Here is an 18,058-nt window from a genome sequence, read left to right on the forward strand (position 1 = left end):
ACTTATCCCGCACGCCCATTTCCCGCTATCATGTCGCCACGGAACTCACCAGAAGCGTCCCAACAACATCAGAGGTCAGGAAGCGTGACAGAAACCATCAGCCGCAGTGATCGCGGTAAAAAGAATATGCGGGTGACCCTGATGGGGGCGGGGACCAATTTGGTGCTGTTTTTTACCAAGTTGGCGGGGGGCATTTTCGGTCACTCCGATGCTTTGGTGGCCGATGCGGTGCATTCTCTATCTGATCTGCTTTCGGATTTGGGCCTGATTCTGGCCATGCATTTCAGCAGCCAGCCGCCAGATCAGGAACATCCATACGGGCATGAGCGTTTCGAGACGCTGGCGGCGCTGGGTACGGGTACGCTGCTGGCGCTGAATGGTACGGGTATTGGCTATGAGGCTGTGCAACGTCTGGTGATTGGACATTACGGGATGCCTGCGGTCTGGACTTTGTATATTGCCGCCTTTGCTATTTTTGCCAAGGAATCCCTCTATCAGATGACCATTCGGGTGGCGCGTAAAACCCGTTCGGCAGCGTTACGGGCCAATGCCTGGGATCATCGTACTGATGCGATTTCCAGCGTCATTGTGTTGATTGGTATTGGCGGGAGTCTTTTGGGTGCTCCTTATCTGGATTCGGTGGTGGCCCTGATTGTGGCCTTGATGGTGCTGCGCATTGGCCTGGTGACCGCCTGGGAGGCGCTGCAGGAACTGGCAGACCGGGGGCTGGACGATGCGGTTTTGGCGCAAATTCGTGAGGTGATTCTGGGGTGCGAAGGCGTGCGCGACCTGCACCTGCTCAAGACGCGCAAGGTAGGGCACCAGGCTTTGGCTGAGGTGCATCTGCAAGTGACTAATCCGCTACTCAGTGTTTCCGAGGGACATCAGATTGCCGAGCGGGTGCGTATGTCCCTGCTGCAGGCGGTGGATGATCTGGTGGACGCCACCATTCATATTGATAGTGAAAATGACGAAGAGGGTGGTGCTGTTCTGCCGCCGCGCAGCGCAATTGAAAAAAAGGTGGAATCCGGATTGCTGGCCCGTAATTTGCCTTTACCCCAACAAATGACCCTGCATTATCTGAAAGATGGCGTGGTGATTTGCTTGCGTTATCCTTTTCCGCCTGCGGCGAGTCTGGAGAGTCTGCAAGTGCAGGAAAATCAGATTCAGGAAGCCTTGCAGGGAAAGGTCTCCGGCTTGCAGCGGGTGGATGTTGCCTGGCAGACCTCCGCCAAGGAGAAGGAATGAGATGTTGTGCACAATGTTGGTGCAAAGCGTTTGATCGCACTGTTATGGGGTGCTAATTTGGTGCAATAATCCACCAGGATTCTGTGGGTGCTTCATTTGAATGTGGTATCAGTTTTGCATGCTTAATGGTATTCAGGTCGTACATATTTCTTGATTGGAGGAGAAGCAGATGGGTCACAGCCCGAAAGATGTGCTGAAGTTGATTAAAGAAAAAGATGTCAAATTTATTGATTTCCGTTTCACCGACACCAAGGGCAAGGAGCAGCATGTTTCTGTGCCTTCCCACACCATGGAAGAAGATACTTTTGTAGAAGGCAAGGCCTTTGATGGTTCTTCCATTGCTGGCTGGAAAGGGATCAATGAATCCGACATGATTCTGCTGCCTGATCCTGATTCCGCCGTGCTCGATCCCTTTACCGACGAAGCGACCCTGAACATTCGTTGTGACGTCATCGAACCGGCTACCGGTCAGGGTTATGAGCGCGATCCGCGTTCAGTAGCCAAACGTGCCGAAGCCTATCTGAAAAGTACCGGCATTGCCGATACCGCTTATTTTGGCCCCGAAAATGAATTTTTTGTCTTTGATTCCGTGACCTGGAATATCGACATGAGCGGCTGCGGCTACAAGGTCGATGCTGAAGAAGCGGCCTGGAATTCCGGTAAGGAATATGAATCCGGCAACATGGGTCATCGTCCTGGCGTGAAGGGCGGATATTTCCCGGTGCCTCCGGTGGATTCTGCTCAGGACTTGCGTTCAGCCATGTGTCTGGCGCTGGAAGAAATGGGCCTGAAGGTGGAAGTCCATCACCACGAAGTGGCGACCGCCGGTCAGCATGAAATTGGCGTGGGCTTCAGCACCCTGACCCGCAAAGCCGACGAAGTGCAGATTCTGAAATACGTGATTCACAATGTCGCCGCTGCTTATGGTCAGACCGCCACCTTTATGCCCAAGCCCATTGTTGGTGACAACGGTAGCGGCATGCACGTCCATATGTCGCTGGCCAGGGACGGCAAAAACCTGTTTTCGGGTGATTTGTACGGCGGTTTGTCAGAACTGGCCCTTTATTACATCGGCGGCATCATCAAGCACGCCAAGGCTATCAACGCGCTGACCAATCCCAGCACCAACAGTTACAAGCGCTTGGTCCCCCACTATGAAGCGCCGGTGTTGCTGGCTTATTCGGCAAAAAACCGCTCTGCTTCCATTCGTATTCCCTTCGTCAACAGCCCCAAGGCGCGGCGTATTGAAGTCCGCTTCCCGGATTCCACGGCCAACCCCTACCTGGCTTTCGCGGCGATGATGATGGCCGGTCTGGATGGTATTCAGAACAAGATTCATCCCGGCGATGCCATGGACAAGAACCTCTATGATCTGCCCGCCGAAGAGCAGTCCAACATTCCGGGCGTGGCCGCTTCTCTGGAAGAAGCCTTGCGCGCTTTGGAAGCGGACCATGAGTTCCTGATGAAGGGCGGCGTGTTCAGCCAGAGTTGGCTGGAAGGTTATCTGGATGTGAAATGGGCGGAAGTGCAGGCTCTGCGCGTCACTACCCATCCGGTGGAATTCCAGATGTACTACAGCCTCTGAGCCCATAGCGGGCGGTCTGGCCCGCTGTTTTGCACAGGTAAAGGCCTCGCAGCATGCGGGGCCTTTTTACTGTGCGCCTTGACAATCGTGAGCGGGGCGACCATATAAGTTGCGCTGGGTGATGGGGAGATCGGTTGATGAAAAATGCAAGTATTTGTGGTAGAGCAGGCACTTTCGTGCGCCGCAGTGTGATGATGACTGTGCTGCTGGCCGGGACTTTCAGCGTGCTTGCCAACGCAGAAACTATTTACCGCTGGGTGGGTAGTAACGGTGTGGTGAGTTACGGAGAAAATCCGCCCGCAGGCGCCAAGGGGGTTGAGCAAATTGCTGGTGCGCCTCAGCAATCGGTGAGTACGCCTGCAGAGGTTCAGCGCCCTCCGGAAGCGGCAGCGAATGTTCAGCCCAGAGTAGACAAGCCGGAGCTGAATGCGAGTAATCCTGCCCGTAAACGCCTGGAAGCCGAATTGGCGGCGGCGCGTCTGCAGTTGCTGCAGACGACCCATAATTATCAACAGGGCAAAGCTATCCGCACCGGAAATGAAAGAAATTATGCCCGTTATTTACAACGGGTAAATGGTCTGAAGCAGGAAATGGATAACGCCCAACTGCGGGTTATGTTATTGCAGCACCAACTGGAACAGATGCCGGAAGCGGCCGCTCCAGCATCACCATCACCCATGCAAGGGCATCAGGCGCACTGAGTCGGGTTGCGGTCTGGTCCCGATTGAGAATTGGGATAGACCGGCAATGTCTTCGTGGCTTAGTATATCAGCCTGGATAAAGACCGTCAGGGAGATCAAATGCCACGTTTCTTGCTCAGTAACGATGACGGATATCTGGCACCGGGACTGGCAGCACTGGCCCAAGCAATCACCCCTCTCGGCGAAGTCGAGGTTCTGGCACCGGAGCAGGATCGCAGCGGCGCCAGTAATTCCCTGACCCTTGACCGCCCCTTGCGCATGCGTACCGGCCTCAATGGTTTTCACTATCTGGTGGGTGGTACCCCAACGGATTGCGTGCATCTGGCGGTGACCGGTCTTTTTGCCGAAGTCCCGGACATGGTGGTTTCCGGTATCAACCGGGGTGCCAATATGGGCGACGACGTGCTTTACTCCGGCACCGTCGCCGCAGCGACCGAGGGTCGTTTTCTGGGGCTGCCAGCCATTGCCGTCTCCCTGGCGGGTCGTGATTGCAGTCACTTTGAAACGGCGGCCAGAGTCGCTGCCACCCTGGTTACTGGCGTGCTCAGCCATGCGTTGCCTGCAGATACCATTCTCAATGTGAATGTGCCGGATTTGCCCTATGAACAATTGCGAGGCGTTGAAGTCACCCGCCTGGGGCGACGCCACAAAAGTGATATGGTGATTCCTGCTGCGGACCCGCGCGGTGATCCGGTCTACTGGATTGGCCCTTCCGGGCGGGAAGCGGACGCCGGGCCGGGAACAGATTTTGATGCGGTACGTCGGGGGTATGTCTCCATTACGCCCCTCGATCTGGATATGACCCGATACAATTTTCTGGAAGGCTTAAGTCAGTGGCTGCGCACTTGTCAGTCCTGAACCCGGAAGTCGGTATGATTTCTCCCCGCACCCGGGGGAGGATGGTGCTACGCCTGCGGGCGGCGGGTATTCGTGATGAGCGGGTGCTGGATGTGATGAATCAGGTGCCGCGCCATCATTTTGTGGCCCAGGCCTTGGCGGGGCGGGCCTACGAACTGGTCTCCCTGCCCATAGGTTATGGTCAGACCATCTCCCAGCCGTGGACTGTGGCACGGATGATGGAGGCTATTCTCGAAAACAACGTGATTCCCCGACGCATTCTGGAAATTGGGACCGGTTCGGCTTATCAGACGGCGCTTCTGGCGGCGCTGGGGGCGGAAGTGTTTACGGTGGAACGCATCGGTCCCCTGCATCATCATGCGGACAAGATTCTGAGCCGGCTGGGTTACTCCCAGGTACATCTGTTGCATGGTGATGGTAGTGGCGGCTGGCCGGAGCAGGGGCCGTATGATGCCATTGTGATTACGGCGGCGGTTCCTTGTGCTCTGGCCCCCTTATATCGCCAGTTACGGCCTGGCGGTCGCCTGGTGATGCCAGTGGAAGATCAGGGCAAACAACATTTGCAGGTCAGCCATTGGGATGGTCATGAAGCCCGGATCAGTCCTCTGGGCGATTGTTTTTTTGTTCCCTTACTGGCTGGTACAGTTTCATTAGCCTCTGGAGAGTGTTAAGTATGAACGACGCGATCAGAGAAGAGGAAGAAGATCTTTCCGTGAAGTCCGTGGATACGGCAGATGAAACGCCGGAAAGTGCCGAGGAGGATTACGGCGAGGCCCCCGACTGGGACGCTACCCGCTGTTATCTGAGAGAAATCGGTCATAATCCGTTGCTGACGGCGGAGCAGGAAATTTCCTTGGGACGGCTCGTTCAGGCAGGTGATGCGGCAGCGCGCAGCACCATGATCGAGAGTAACTTGCGTCTGGTGGTCAAATTGGCAAGACGTTACATCCACCGTGGCCTGCCCCTTCTGGATTTGATTGAAGAGGGGAATCTGGGCCTGATTCGTGCCGTGGAAAAATTTGACCCGGAAAAGGGTTTTCGTTTTTCGACCTACGCTACCTGGTGGATACGCCAGAATATCGAACGGGCCCTGATGAATCAGACGCGCACCATTCGTCTGCCTATTCATGTGATGAAAGAACTGAGTAGCGTCTTGCGTGCAGCGCGCTGTCTGGGCCAGACCCTGCAGCGTGATCCAACGCCTGAGGAAGTGGCGGCGGCCATGGATCGGCCTGTGGACGAAATTCGCAGCTGTCTGGAAAATGACGGCAAGGTGACCAGCCTCGATGTCCCTCATGGTCGTGAATCTGAGCGCCCCTTGGCCGATGTGATTGCTGATATGGCAAATCCTGGCGTTGAAGCGGCTTTCGCTGAGCAGGATTTGTCCCTGCAGATTCATCAATGGATTGGTGCCATGTCTGAAAAACATCGGCAGGTACTGTTCTGGCGCTTTGGTCTGGATGGTACGGAGGGGGCGACTCTGGAAGATGTCGGTAACCGTCTGGGTATCACCCGGGAGCGGGTGCGGCAAATCCAGGTGGAAGCCTTGCTGGCGTTACGCCACCGCATTGAAGAAGAAGGTCTGACCACAGAATCCCTGTTCGGCTGAAGCAGGCCCAAAACATTTCAGGCCTCCGGATGCATCAGGGCGGCCAGCACCATGCGGTCTTCGGCCATTAAAATGTTGTAAGTCCGACAGGCTGCGCTGGTATCCATGACTTCCACAGGAATGCCGGCATCGCGCAGGGCTACCATCAGTTGCAAAGGAAAATACTGTTTTTTGCCGGTGCCCAGGAGCATAACGTCCGGTTTGCGGGCGAGCACTTCGGTAAAATGCTCCAGGCCGAGTTCCTCGGCACTCTCCGGTCCCCAGGGGCTCTGCAGCCAGTCCGCCGCTACCAACAATCCATGGCGGTAATACTGGCCGCGAACCACGATGCCGTCTTGTCCATAGCCATTGATGAGATGGTATTGGGCGTCCTGTTGCAGGTGTAATTTCATGACTTTCCTCCATGATGCGGATTGACAGGCTAGCGTAGCCTCTCTATTGTTCTTCGGTTTCGGTATTCACGACAACCCTTGAAGGCCTGTGTCCCATGAACAGTGATTTTGAACGTATCCGCCGTTTGCCTCCTTACGTGTTTAATATTGTCACTGACCTGAAAAATCAGGCCCGTAAGCGCGGTGAGGATATTATCGACTTTGGCATGGGAAATCCTGACCAGCCCACGCCCCAGAATATTGTCGATAAACTCTGTGAGACCGCCCAGCGCGGGGATACCCATCGTTACAGTGTATCCCGGGGTATTCCCCGGCTGCGGCGCGCTATCACGACCTGGTACGAACAGCGCTTCGGGGTGGCTCTTGATCCTGAGTCAGAGGCCATTGTGACCATTGGTTCCAAGGAAGGTATTGCGCATCTGGCCCTGGCTACCATGGGCCCCGGAGATACGGTGCTGGTTCCCAGTCCGACTTATCCCATTCATCCCTATGGTTTTGTGATTGCGGGCGCAGACGTGCGCCATGTACCGATGCTGCCGGGTGTGGATTTTTTCGAGGAACTGGAAAAAGCCGTCAAGGCTGCTTGGCCCAAGCCGAAAATGCTGGTCATTAATTTTCCACACAATCCGACCGCAGCGGTGGTCGATCTGGATTTCTTCAGGCGGATTGTGGAATTTGCCAAGGAGCACCGCATCTGGGTGGTGCATGATCTGGCTTATGCCGACATCGTTTTTGATGGCTATAAGGCGCCCAGCTTTTTGCAGGTGCCGGGGGCCAAAGATGTGGGGGTCGAATTTTTCACGTTGTCCAAGAGCTATAACATGCCCGGCTGGCGGGTCGGCTTTGCCGTAGGTAATCCCAAGCTGGTGGGTGCCCTGGCGCGGATGAAAAGTTATCTGGATTACGGCACATTCACCCCCATTCAGGTGGCGGCCATTACTGCGCTGGAAGGCCCTCAGGATTGTGTGGAAGACATTCGCCTGATGTATGAGCAGCGCCGCGATGTGCTTTGCGAGGGACTGGATGCAGCAGGTTGGGTGGTGGAAAAGCCCAAGGCAACCATGTTTGTCTGGGCGCGTATTCCGGAAAACCTGCGTAAAATGGGTTCGCTGGAGTTTTCCAAGCTGGTGCTGGACCGGGCCAAGGTGGCCGTCAGTCCCGGCATTGGCTTTGGTGAACTGGGTGACGAATATGTGCGTTTTGGTCTGGTGGAAAACGAACATCGTACCCGTCAGGCTATCCGTGGAATCAAACAAATGTTCCGTGAGGATTTATGATGAGCGACAATATGGATCCTGTCCGTATTGGTATTCTGGGAATGGGCACTGTTGGACAGGGCACGGTGCGGGTGTTGGCACGTAATGCCGAAGAAATCACCCGTCGGGTCGGTCGGGATTTACGGGTAGTCCATGCTGCGGTGCGTAATCCGGCGCGTCTGGAAGCATTGGACCTGCAGGCGCGAATCAGCACCGATCCCTGGGCCGTGGTGCGCGATCCGGAAGTGGATGTGCTGGTGGAAGTCATGGGCGGTACGGGGCTGGCCAGGGAACTGATTCTGGCAGCCATTGCCGCAGGCAAGCATGTGGTGACGGCCAATAAAGCCCTGCTGGCTGAACATGGTAACCAAATTTTTGCCGCCGCCCAGCAACAGGGGGTGATGGTGGCCTTTGAAGCAGCCGTAGCCGGAGCCATTCCGATTATCAAAGCCATCCGCGAAGGTTTGGCGGGGAACCGCATTCAATGGCTGGCGGGTATCATTAACGGCACCAGTAACTATATTTTGACCCAGATGTTCCGTGAAGGCTGGGATTTTCAGCAGGCTCTGACCGAGGCCCAGCGCCTGGGATACGCCGAAGCGGACCCCGGACTGGATGTGGACGGAGGGGATGCGGCCCACAAAATCACGTTGATGGCTTCCATTGCTTTTGGCATTCCGGTGGACTTCGCACACTGCCATGTCGAGGGCATTCGTGCCCTGGAGCGGGATGATGTGGTTTATGCCGCCGAACTCGGTTATCGCATCAAGCTGCTGGGTATCTCCCGGCGCCGCGCCGATGGCGTGGAACTGCGCGTTCATCCGACCCTGATTCCCGAAAGTCATTTGCTGGCGAATGTCGAAGGACCCTTCAACGCCATTCTGGTAGAAAGCGATGCGGCCGGACAGAGCCTGTATTACGGGCGCGGTGCGGGTGGTGATCCTACGGCCAGTGCGGTGGTGGCTGATCTGGTGGATGTGGCCCGGACGATGACGGCAGACCCCAGCAACCGCGTGCCGCATCTGGCCTTCCAGCCGGATGCCTTGAGTGCATTGCCGCTGCTGCCCATGGCCGAAGTGGAGAGCGCCTACTATTTGCGCATTCATGCCCATAATCGCGCTGGTGTTTTAGCCCAGGTGGCGACCATGCTGGCGGAACACCAGATTTCCATTGAGGCTTTGCTGCAAAAGGAAGCTCAGGAGGCCGATACGGTTCCCATCGTTCTTTTGCTGCACCGTTGCCGCGAAGGCGATCTGGAGCAGGCCATCCGCCGTATTGAAGCCCTTCCGGTAGTGGCTCGTCCCGTTTTACGGCTGCGTGTCGAAAGTCTGGCCGAACAGTGAATCAGCTTTCCGAATCCATTTTTTATTGCTTCAGGAATTAGTCATGACTCGTTACACCGGTATTATTGATCGTTACCGTGATTTTTTGCCTCTGGCCCCGGATACCCAGGCAGTCAGCCTCGGTGAGGGGGATACACCGCTCATCGAATGTCTGAATCTCCCGCGTCAGTTGGGGGTGGATATCCGCCTGTTTCTCAAATTCGAGGGACTGAATCCCACCGGTTCTTTCAAGGATCGGGGCATGACCATGGCGGTGACCAAGGCCAAGGAAGATGGCAGTGAGATGGTCATCTGCGCTTCTACGGGAAACACTTCTGCGGCTGCAGCGGCCTACGCGGCGCGGGCCGGAATGCAGGCTTTTGTGGTGATTCCGGAAGGGAAAATTGCTTTGGGCAAGTTATCTCAGGCCATGATGCACGGCGCGTTGGTCTTGCAAATTCGCGGCAATTTTGACGAAGGCATGCAGATTGTGCAGGAAGTGGCTGCCAATGCGCCCATTACCCTGGTCAATTCCGTGAACCCTTACCGTCTGCAGGGACAGAAAACCGCTGCCTTTGAAATTATCGAGGCCTTGGGCGAGGCTCCTGATTATCACGTATTGCCAGTCGGTAATGCGGGTAATATCACCGCGCACTGGATGGGTTACTGCGAAGCCACCGATGGTCGTGGTGATGCCTCCCAGGTGTTGACCACGGCCTGCAAATTCTGCAACGGGGTGTGTCGCTATGGTCATGGCAAACCCGGAAAACGACCGAAGATGCTCGGTTTTCAGGCCGAGGGCAGTGCGCCGTTTATGGCTGGTGCTTTTGTGAAAAATCCGGAAACCATTGCGACGGCCATTCGTATCGGGCATCCCATGTCCTGGGATCAGGCGCACCGGGTGCAGGAAGAAAGTGGCGGCTGGTTTGGTAGCCACAGCGATACCCAAATCCTCGAAGCCCAGCGCTGGTTGGCCAGATTTGAAGGCGTGTTTTGTGAACCTGCCTCCGCCACTTCGGTGGCGGGCGTTGTTGCCGCTGCCCGCGCCGGAAAAATCGAGGCCGGGGCCACGGTGGTTTGTACGCTCACCGGACACGGTCTCAAGGATCCCGACACGGCCATTTCCCAGGGAGGCGAGGTCGTAACCGTCAATGCCACTCTGGATGCGGTACAGCGCGCCATTCTGGATCGCTGATGACCGATGTCTGCCTCTGGCTGTCGGGTTTGCACGGCATGCCGGAGGAGGACCTGGGCGCAGTATTACCGCGCTACTGGGGGCGTGGGCAGCGCGAACAATTACGGGCTGAATCTTCTCTGGAGGTGGCCGGTCATTTGCTGGGCTTTGCTGGCACACTTCCGGCGGCGGCGCTTCTGGCAGAAGCAGAAGGGATAAATACCGCCGGACGTTGGGTCATTGCCCTGGAGCCAGTGGCTTTTCGCGGTCAGGCGGGGCGGGCGGTATTGCAGCCGTTGCCGGGCCTGGAAGAAAGCGCTGCGGCGACGTTGTTTGACGCTGCGGTCGAGTTTTTGGCAGAAACACCCTGGATTTTACAGCGCGGTGCGCGGCGCTGGTATGTGCTGAGCAGGACAGTGCCGGATCTGCACTGTCCTGATCCAGAACAGGTATGGGGCCGTGAGCCCTTGGCTTTGCAAGTCACCGGGACGGATGCCCGGCGCTGGAATGCCTTTCTCAATGAATTGCAGATGTTTCTTGCTGCCCATCCCGTCAATCAGGATGTCCATGCAGTGGGAATGGAATCCTGGTGTTTGTTCTGGGCCTGGGGAGAGGGCTGCTTGCCGGAACAGCGTCCGCTAACAAAGTGGCAAAGCCTGGTGGCGGAGGCCGATTATCTGCAGGCCGCTGCTGCCTGGCTTGGGTTACCGCTCGCTTATCCCAACGCCTTGCAAGCAGCCGATAAACTTCCTGATAACCTGCTCTGGGTCTGGTCCGGGGCCTGGTTGTATCCCGATGCAGCAAAATCATTCGCGGCGCTGCATCCTGCCCTGCAAAATTTCTGGCGCCGGGGTGGAACTCTGCAATGCTTGACCGGCGTGCTCGCCCATGGTGGGGTAGAGCGCCTGACCCTGCGCAGTGCTGATCGCTGGCGCTTCTGGCGCGGGCCAACCCGACCGGGTCATGCGCTTCCGGGAATTTGGTAAATGGCTGCGAAAATACGCGAGGCGGCCTTGGTTAAAGGAGCGCGATAAGTTGCACTTGGTCAACCAGAACAAGGGTGGCGAGTGATGCCAGAACCCATACGGATCATCGACAGGCCATTGTCGCCAGATGTTTTGAGTGCGGCCGTTGCTGCTGGTTATACGCGCCTACAGTCGCGAATTATCGCCGGTCGACTGGGTGACGAGGATGCGGGAAGGGTGGGATTGCTGGTTCGCCCGCCGCTGAGTGCGCTTGATCCACCAGACCGTTTACCCGACATCAGCGTCGCCGCTGAGGCTGTTGCACACGCTGTGAAACAAGGGTTGCCGGTGATTCTGCTGTCGGACTTCGACTGTGACGGAGCGTCGGGACATGCGGTGCTGAAGTTTGCGTTGCGTGACTACTTCGGTGTGCCTGAACATCGAATACACAGCTACATCGGCCATCGACTGAGAGAAGGGTATGGCGTTTCGGAAAGCGTCACCCAGCGGATTCTGGACTCGGCACCGCGTCCTGCACTCGTCATTACTGCGGACCAGGGCAGTTCGGACCATGACCGTATCGAGAAGCTCCGCGATCATGGTTTGACGACGATAGTGACGGACCACCATGGGGTTCCAGAGCAAGGCCCGCCGCACGCCGCCATCGCCTGTGTCAATCCCGTCCGCACGGATTCAACCTTTGCCGACCCCTACATCGCGGGCGTTCATGTGGCCTGGCTACTCTGCTGCGCTGTACGGCAACGGCTCATCGACTGGGGCCACCTTCCGGCCAATGCGCCACGTCTCGGTGGTCTCCTCGACCTGGTTGCGCTGGGAACCATGGCGGATTGTGTTGATCTGGCCCGCTCGGCGAATAATCGTGCGGTGCTGACACGCGGCCTCGCATTGATGAATACGCCGGAGGCGCGACCTGTGTGGCGTGCCTTGTACAAGGTCTCTCGTTGCACCGGCCCGATTACAGCGGCGACATTGAGTTTTACCTTCGGGCCGATCATCAATGCCCGGGGCAGGCTGGATTGCGCGCTGGGGGCCGTCGACCTGTTGATGTGCGACGACGAGGCGGAAGCGATACGCCTGGCGCATGTTCTGGTGGAGCACAATAGCGAGCGCAAGCGGGTCCAATCCAAGATGCTGCGCCGTATTCTGCCATTGGCGGAAGAGCAGGCGGTGGGCGGGGGTATGGCCATTACCGTGTTCGATCCGGAAGGGCATCCGGGCGTACATGGGGTGTGCGCTGCCCGCTTGGTGGAAGCCTATGGACGGCCTGCTGCCTATTTCTCGCCCAAGCAGGAGAGCGAGCATATCACCGCCTCGCTGCGCACCGTGCCTGGATTTCATATACGCAACGCCCTTGCAGGGATTGCAGAATCATATCCGGACGACTTCGTCGCATGGGGCGGTCATGCCGGTGCTGGCGGAGTCACATTGAAACGTGAGGGGTTTGATCGTTTCGCGGTAGCCTTCAATGCAGCCGCAACCCGCGCCCTGGCAGCGTGGACCCCGGGCCCCCGGATACTGACCGATGGGGCGCTCGAAGAGCTCCCAAGTTTGGAATTACTCAAAGAACTCGCCGCGTTAGAGCCTTTCGGCCGACAATGGGAGGCACCCGTCTTCTGTGCGGAAGGCCAGATCCTCAGTGTGCGTCCCGTCGGGGACGGCACCCACCTGAAATTGTTGGTGGGCATCGGGCCAAATCGATTCGATGCCATCTGGTTTGGAGCGGTTCGTGACGGAGTGTGTCCGGTGGAAACGGGGCAGCTTGTCCAAGTAACTTTCGAGCTGGATGCCAATACCTTCAGAGACGAGACCTGCTTGCAATTGCGCGTCCGGCATGCGGTGGTTATTGCAGGGAACCAGGTGATGGCCCAGCAATCAGCTACTGGTGCGTGATGTGGGGTGATTCAGTATGTAAAATCCGGGTTGATTCGGCCCGCCGATCTGGACCAGCCGCGTGCGGGCTATGTCCCCTTCTGGGCATAGGAGGAAAAGGGACTTGGAAAGTTTTGATCAGGTTTTGATCGCCAGTTCCACACTCTTTGCACCACGACAACATTGGCCATTTGGCAGTGCTCTTATCATCTATTTCCCGCAACTTGTAAAAATGAATATGAAGTATATACTCACCGTATATCCTAGTTGGTGGGAGGCTGCAATGACCATGACACGCGTTTTTCAATCAGGTAACAGTCAGGCGATACGATTGCCCAAAGAATTTCGTTTAACAGTGGATAAAGTTGAAATTTTTCGTCGTGGAGACGAAATCATTCTGAGGGAACATCCAGTAAATGCCGGACATATTTTTGATGCTTTGGCCGCGTTCCCTGAAGATTTTATGTCCGCAGGACGCCAGGACATGCCGCCCCAGGAAAGAGAAAGCTTTTGATGTGTTTGCGTTACCTGCTTGATACTAACATCTGCATTTATATTGCCAAATATCAGCCTCCGGCGGTGCGTGCGCATTTTCTACAACATACGGCCGATGAATTGGTGATGTCAGTCATTACTCTGGGTGAATTACGCTGGGGGGCGGAAAAAAGTCAGGCGCGGGATAAGGCCCTGGCCAGTATTCAAAATCTGCAGGAGAGCATTCGGGTAGCCCAACTCACCCCTCAGGTTGGGATCCAATATGGGCGGATCCGTGCTGCTCTGGAAAGCTGTGGGCGACCCATTGGTAATAATGATTTATGGATTGCAGCACACGCCCGCGCCGAAGGCTGGATTTTGGTTACCAATAACGAACGCGAGTTTTGCCGGGTGGAAGGCTTGCAAGTAGAAAACTGGGTAACGGCATGACCTGGTCTCAACGCCGTCAAAACTCCACTGGAGATCAGCACCGAAACTGCGCATAATTACGGGCTTTGTGTGCTAGGTGAACGGCCTGGCGCGGGTTTGATCCCGGCGCAGTCCGCTGGAAAAGGAAAAATCATGAGAGAAGTGAATGAGATGCGTGCGTTGCACGAAGATCTCCAGGCCCGGGTGAGCGGCCTGAGGGGGTATCTTTGACCTCGAAGAAAAGCGTGGCCGTTTAGAAGAAGTTCAGCGCGAACTGGAAGATCCCGGTATCTGGACCCAGGCTGAAAAAGCCCAGGAATTGGGACGGGAGCGGGCGGCTCTGGAAGCCATTATCGGACCAATGGACAAGTTGAGTTCCGGTCTGGCGGACGGTAACGAAATGCTGGAACTTGCGCTCAGTGAGCAGGATCAAGAACTGCTGGGTTCGGTAGATGCCGATCTGGATACGGCTCTGGCGATGGTCGAAAAACTGGAATTTCAGCGGATGTTTTCGGGAGATCATGATGCTTCCGATTGCTTTGTCGATATTCAGGCGGGGGCGGGCGGCACCGAAGCTCAGGATTGGGCAGAGATGATTCTGCGCATGTACTTGCGCTGGAGTGAGCAGCATGGTTTTGCTGCGGAACTGGTGGAAGTCTCGGAAGGGGAAGTGGCGGGTATCAAGTCGGCCAGTATTCACGTCAAGGGCGATCATGCCTTCGGCTGGCTGCGTAGCGAAACCGGCGTGCATCGTCTGGTGCGCAAATCGCCCTTTGATTCAGGAAATCGTCGTCATACCAGTTTCGCCAGCGTGTTCATTTATCCCGAAATTGACGACAGCTTTGAAATCGAAATTAATCCTGCAGACCTCAAGGTGGATACCTACCGCGCCAGTGGTGCCGGTGGGCAGCATGTCAACAAGACGGATTCGGCAATTCGGATTACCCACGTCCCATCGGGCATTATTGTCGCCTGTCAGACGGATCGTTCCCAGCATAAAAACCGGGCTGAAGCCATGCGCATGCTGCGTTCCAAGCTTTTTGAAATGGAAATGAAAAAGCGTGACGCGGAAAAACAGGCGCTGGAAGACAGTAAGAGTGACATTGGCTGGGGTCATCAGATTCGTTCTTACGTGCTTGACCAGTCACGGATCAAAGACCTGCGCACCGGGGTCGAAGCGGGGGATACCCAGAAAGTTCTGGATGGTGCTCTGGACCAATTTATCGAAGCGGCACTGAAGGCCGGCTTATAAAATGCAGTCACGCACAATTTGCGCGAGGAGAACAAAGTGGATCAGGAACTGAATGACCAGATGCAGGTACGCCAGGACAAACTGACCCAGTGGCGTCATGAGGGACAGGCCTACCCCAACCACTTTCGGCGCGATGCCCTGGCGGGAGATCTGCAGGCGCGTTATGGAGATATGGATGCCTTGGCGCTGGAGCAGGAGCCGATCCAGGCCCGACTGGGCGGACGCTTGATGACCCGGCGGGTCATGGGTAAAGCCAGTTTTGCCGATATTCAGGATCAGTCCGGACGTATTCAGCTTTTTGTCAGCCGTGATGCCCTGGGGGAAGAGCACTATGCGCGTTTCAAGGCTCTGGATTTTGGCGACATTATCGGCGTGGAAGGGACTTTGTTCCGCACCAAAACCGGCGAATTGTCTCTGAAAGTCCATAGTCTGCAATTACTCAGTAAAGCCCTGCGTCCCCTGCCGGAAAAATGGCATGGGCTGAGTGATGCCGAAACGCGCTTTCGTCAGCGTTACGTGGATCTCATTGTCACCGAATCTGCCCGCCGGACGTTTCAGATCCGGGCGGAAACCGTGGCCGCCCTCCGCGAAGGCTTGCGTCAGCGTGGGTTTTTTGAAGCAGAAACGCCCATGATGCATGCCATTCCCGGTGGCGCCACGGCCCGTCCTTTCATGACCCATCATCATGCCCTGGATATGACGCTTTACCTGCGCGTTGCTCCGGAACTTTACCTGAAGCGCCTGGTCGTTGGTGGTATTGAGCAGGTCTTTGAAATCAACCGTAATTTTCGTAATGAAGGGATTTCCACCCGTCATAATCCGGAATTCACCATGCTCGAATGGTATGAGGCTTATGCCGATTATCGGGATGCCATGGACTTGACCGAAACTCTGATTCGCGCTGCGGCACAAGCGGCCCTGGGTGGCACCCAGATTCAATATCAGGGTCTGGAAATTGATTTGGGCAAGGCTTTTGTGCGGATGAGCGTGAGCGAGTCAGTGCGCGCCCATAATCCGGACCTGGCCGACGCCGATCTGCGCGATCCGGAAGTTCTGGCTGCCAAGCTGACGCAGTTGCGCGTGCCCTGTGAGGCTTCCTGGGGCTGGGGCAAACGGCTGATCGAGATTTTTGAAAAGACCGTGGAAGGTCATTTACAGCAACCGACATTCATTACCGAATATCCACTGGAGGTCAGCCCTCTGGCGCGCCGTAATGATCTGGACCCGGAGGTGACCGATCGCTTTGAGTTGATGATTGCCGGACGTGAGCTGGCCAATGGTTTTTCGGAGCTCAATGATCCCGAAGATCAGGCCGCCCGGTTCCGCGCCCAGGTAGAGGCCAAGGATGCCGGTGATGAAGAAGCCATGTTCTATGATGCCGATTATATCCGCGCCCTGGAGTATGGAATGCCGCCCACTGCGGGCGTCGGGCTGGGTATTGATCGTCTGGTCATGTTGCTGGCAGATCAGCCCAGTATTCGTGAAGTCATTCTCTTCCCACACTTGCGACCGGAATAATCATGCGCCCTTATGAGTTGTGGATCGGGCTGCGCTATACCCGGGCCAAAAGAAATAATCATTTCATTTCTTTTATTACCGGAACGGCCATCCTCGGAATGGTCATCGGGGTAGCCGCCCTGATTGCCGTCATGGCCGTCATGAACGGTTTTGATCACACTTTGCGCTCCCGCATCCTGGCGGTGACATCAGATGTCATCATTCAGGGTAACGGGGTGCCGGTCATGGACTGGCAGACGGCTACCCGACGTTTGTCGCGGGTGCCGGATGTGACTGGAGTGGCACCCTATGTGCAGGCGCAGGCGCTGATTTCCCATGATGGTCTGGTTAGTGGGGCGATGATTGAGGGCATTGATCCTTCCCTGGAAGGGGGCGTGGACAAGCTGGCCAAGGACATGAAAGTGGGCAAGTTGCAAAGCCTGCAAAGCCATCCCTGGAGTATTGTGCTGGGTACGGCACTGGCCCGGCAATTGGGGGTGACCGTAGGCGATAAGATCACCCTGATTTCGCCCCAGGGCGGAGTCACCCCTCTGGGTGTGAGTCCGTCGTTGCGTCAGTTTACGGTGGTCGGTCTGTTTTCTGTGGGTATTTACGCCTACGACAGCGGCATGGCGTACATCAATCTGGGGGATGCCCAGCGCCTTTATGGTCTGGATAAAGGGGTGACCGGCTTGCGTATGCAGATCAAAAATCCCTTTGATGCACCGGCTTTTGCCGCCCATCTCCAGAAACAACTGGGGCCAGCCTTTTATATTCAGGACTGGACCCAGACCCATGAAAACTTTTTCAAGGCCCTGAGCATGGAAAAACTGGTCATGTTCGTCATTTTATCCCTGATTATTGCGGTGGCGGCTTTCAACATTGTGGCGACCCTGGTCATGGTGGTGACCGACAAGGAAACCGATATTGCCATTTTACGCACTCTGGGCGTCACGCCACGCAGTATCATGCTGATTTTCATGGTGCAGGGGGCGGTAATCGGCCTGGTCGGGACTTTGCTGGGGGTATTTTTTGGCGTCCTGCTGGCCCTGAATATTCCCACTCTGGTGCCCGCCCTTGAACAATTGCTGCATACCCAGTTCATCTCTCCGGAGGTGTATTCCATCAGTCAGTTGCCCTCCAAACTCGAACCCTGGGATGTGGTGCATGTGGCCGTGGCGGCCCTGATCATGAGCTGGATTGCCACCTTGTACCCCTCCTGGAGGGCATCACGGGTCGCTCCGGCGGAGGCTTTGCGCTATGAATGATGAATTGGTCCTGTCCGTAGAGTATTTGCGTCAGAGTTTTGCCATTGGCAGAGACAAGCTGGATGTCATCCGCGACGTCAATTTGCAAATCCGCAAAGGCGAAAGCCTGGCCATTGTCGGCGCATCGGGGCAGGGCAA

At 56.2% G+C, this 18,058-nt stretch carries 17 protein-coding genes; 16 read left to right on the forward strand and 1 reads right to left on the reverse strand.

Translation table 11 applies throughout. The features are described from left to right. The first annotated feature begins 84 nt into the window (after positions 1 to 84). From HAP95_RS09445 to rpoS, 6 genes are all read left to right on the forward strand, one after another. Positions 85 to 1,248: a cation diffusion facilitator family transporter gene (locus tag HAP95_RS09445; RefSeq protein ID WP_215883983.1), complete on the forward strand. Its 1,164-nt coding sequence runs from the start codon at positions 85 to 87 to the stop codon at positions 1,246 to 1,248. Positions 1,249 to 1,417: 169 nt separating this feature from the next. Further along, on the forward strand, positions 1,418 to 2,833 hold the full coding sequence (gene glnA, locus HAP95_RS09450) for a glutamate--ammonia ligase (RefSeq protein WP_215883984.1): 1,416 nt from the start codon (positions 1,418 to 1,420) through the stop codon (positions 2,831 to 2,833). Positions 2,834 to 2,970: 137 nt separating this feature from the next. Next, positions 2,971 to 3,534 (forward strand): DUF4124 domain-containing protein, encoded by a 564-nt coding sequence (locus tag HAP95_RS09455; protein WP_215883985.1) that lies wholly within the window; start codon positions 2,971 to 2,973, stop codon positions 3,532 to 3,534. 99 nt (positions 3,535 to 3,633) lie between these two features. Next, positions 3,634 to 4,392, forward strand: a complete 759-nt coding sequence (gene surE, locus HAP95_RS09460; RefSeq protein ID WP_215883986.1) for a 5'/3'-nucleotidase SurE — start codon at positions 3,634 to 3,636, stop codon at positions 4,390 to 4,392. After that, a complete protein-coding gene (locus tag HAP95_RS09465; protein ID WP_368356573.1) occupies positions 4,368 to 5,063 on the forward strand; it encodes a protein-L-isoaspartate(D-aspartate) O-methyltransferase in 696 nt (231 codons plus the stop codon). The genes surE and HAP95_RS09465 overlap by 25 nt, the downstream gene beginning before the upstream one ends. 2 nt (positions 5,064 to 5,065) lie before the next feature. Next, positions 5,066 to 6,001, forward strand: coding sequence for an RNA polymerase sigma factor RpoS (gene rpoS / locus HAP95_RS09470; protein WP_215883987.1), 936 nt, complete (start codon positions 5,066 to 5,068; stop codon positions 5,999 to 6,001). Between the two features lie 17 nt (positions 6,002 to 6,018). Here rpoS and HAP95_RS09475 read toward each other — a convergent pair whose 3' ends face one another. Further along, positions 6,019 to 6,393, reverse strand: coding sequence for an Mth938-like domain-containing protein (locus HAP95_RS09475; protein WP_215883988.1), 375 nt, complete (start codon positions 6,391 to 6,393; stop codon positions 6,019 to 6,021). A 95-nt stretch (positions 6,394 to 6,488) separates the two neighbouring features. On the opposite strand from HAP95_RS09475, the gene alaC reads away from it, so the two are divergent. The 10 genes from alaC to HAP95_RS09525 all read left to right on the forward strand — a co-directional run bounded on the left by alaC (position 6,489) and on the right by HAP95_RS09525 (position 17,920). Continuing rightward, positions 6,489 to 7,670 (forward strand): alanine transaminase, encoded by a 1,182-nt coding sequence (gene alaC, locus HAP95_RS09480; RefSeq protein ID WP_024894808.1) that lies wholly within the window; start codon positions 6,489 to 6,491, stop codon positions 7,668 to 7,670. Beyond that, on the forward strand, positions 7,670 to 8,992 hold the full coding sequence (locus HAP95_RS09485) for a homoserine dehydrogenase (RefSeq protein WP_215883989.1): 1,323 nt from the start codon (positions 7,670 to 7,672) through the stop codon (positions 8,990 to 8,992). Before alaC ends, HAP95_RS09485 begins: the two co-directional genes overlap by 1 nt. Positions 8,993 to 9,035: 43 nt before the next feature. Further along, positions 9,036 to 10,166 (forward strand): threonine synthase, encoded by a 1,131-nt coding sequence (gene thrC, locus HAP95_RS09490; protein ID WP_215883990.1) that lies wholly within the window; start codon positions 9,036 to 9,038, stop codon positions 10,164 to 10,166. After that, positions 10,166 to 11,131 (forward strand): hypothetical protein, encoded by a 966-nt coding sequence (locus tag HAP95_RS09495; RefSeq protein ID WP_215883991.1) that lies wholly within the window; start codon positions 10,166 to 10,168, stop codon positions 11,129 to 11,131. Before thrC ends, HAP95_RS09495 begins: the two co-directional genes overlap by 1 nt. An 84-nt stretch (positions 11,132 to 11,215) precedes the next feature. Further along, positions 11,216 to 13,021 (forward strand): single-stranded-DNA-specific exonuclease RecJ, encoded by a 1,806-nt coding sequence (locus tag HAP95_RS09500; RefSeq protein ID WP_215883992.1) that lies wholly within the window; start codon positions 11,216 to 11,218, stop codon positions 13,019 to 13,021. 103 nt (positions 13,022 to 13,124) lie between these two features. Further along, on the forward strand, positions 13,125 to 13,514 hold the full coding sequence (locus HAP95_RS17135; protein ID WP_226832697.1) for an antitoxin: 390 nt from the start codon (positions 13,125 to 13,127) through the stop codon (positions 13,512 to 13,514). Further along, entirely contained in the window at positions 13,514 to 13,924 is a 411-nt protein-coding gene (vapC, locus tag HAP95_RS09510) for a type II toxin-antitoxin system tRNA(fMet)-specific endonuclease VapC (RefSeq protein ID WP_215883998.1), read from the forward strand. The genes HAP95_RS17135 and vapC overlap by 1 nt, the downstream gene beginning before the upstream one ends. A gap of 132 nt (positions 13,925 to 14,056) precedes the next feature. Beyond that, positions 14,057 to 15,155, forward strand: a protein-coding gene (gene prfB / locus HAP95_RS09515; RefSeq protein WP_215883993.1) for a peptide chain release factor 2 whose coding sequence is annotated in 2 segments (ribosomal slippage) — positions 14,057 to 14,131 and positions 14,133 to 15,155 — 1,098 coding nt in all. Because the reading frame shifts where the segments join, the coding sequence is not laid out codon by codon here. A 36-nt stretch (positions 15,156 to 15,191) separates the two neighbouring features. Next, complete coding sequence (lysS, locus tag HAP95_RS09520) at positions 15,192 to 16,673, forward strand: lysine--tRNA ligase (RefSeq protein ID WP_215883994.1); 1,482 nt, start codon at positions 15,192 to 15,194, stop codon at positions 16,671 to 16,673. 2 nt (positions 16,674 to 16,675) lie between these two features. Beyond that, complete coding sequence (locus tag HAP95_RS09525) at positions 16,676 to 17,920, forward strand: lipoprotein-releasing ABC transporter permease subunit (protein WP_215883995.1); 1,245 nt, start codon at positions 16,676 to 16,678, stop codon at positions 17,918 to 17,920. The last annotated feature ends 138 nt before the right edge of the window (positions 17,921 to 18,058 follow it).

Origin of the sequence: Acidithiobacillus sulfurivorans (assembly GCF_018853815.1) — a bacterium.
Classification (GTDB): domain Bacteria; phylum Pseudomonadota; class Gammaproteobacteria; order Acidithiobacillales; family Acidithiobacillaceae; genus Acidithiobacillus; species Acidithiobacillus sulfurivorans.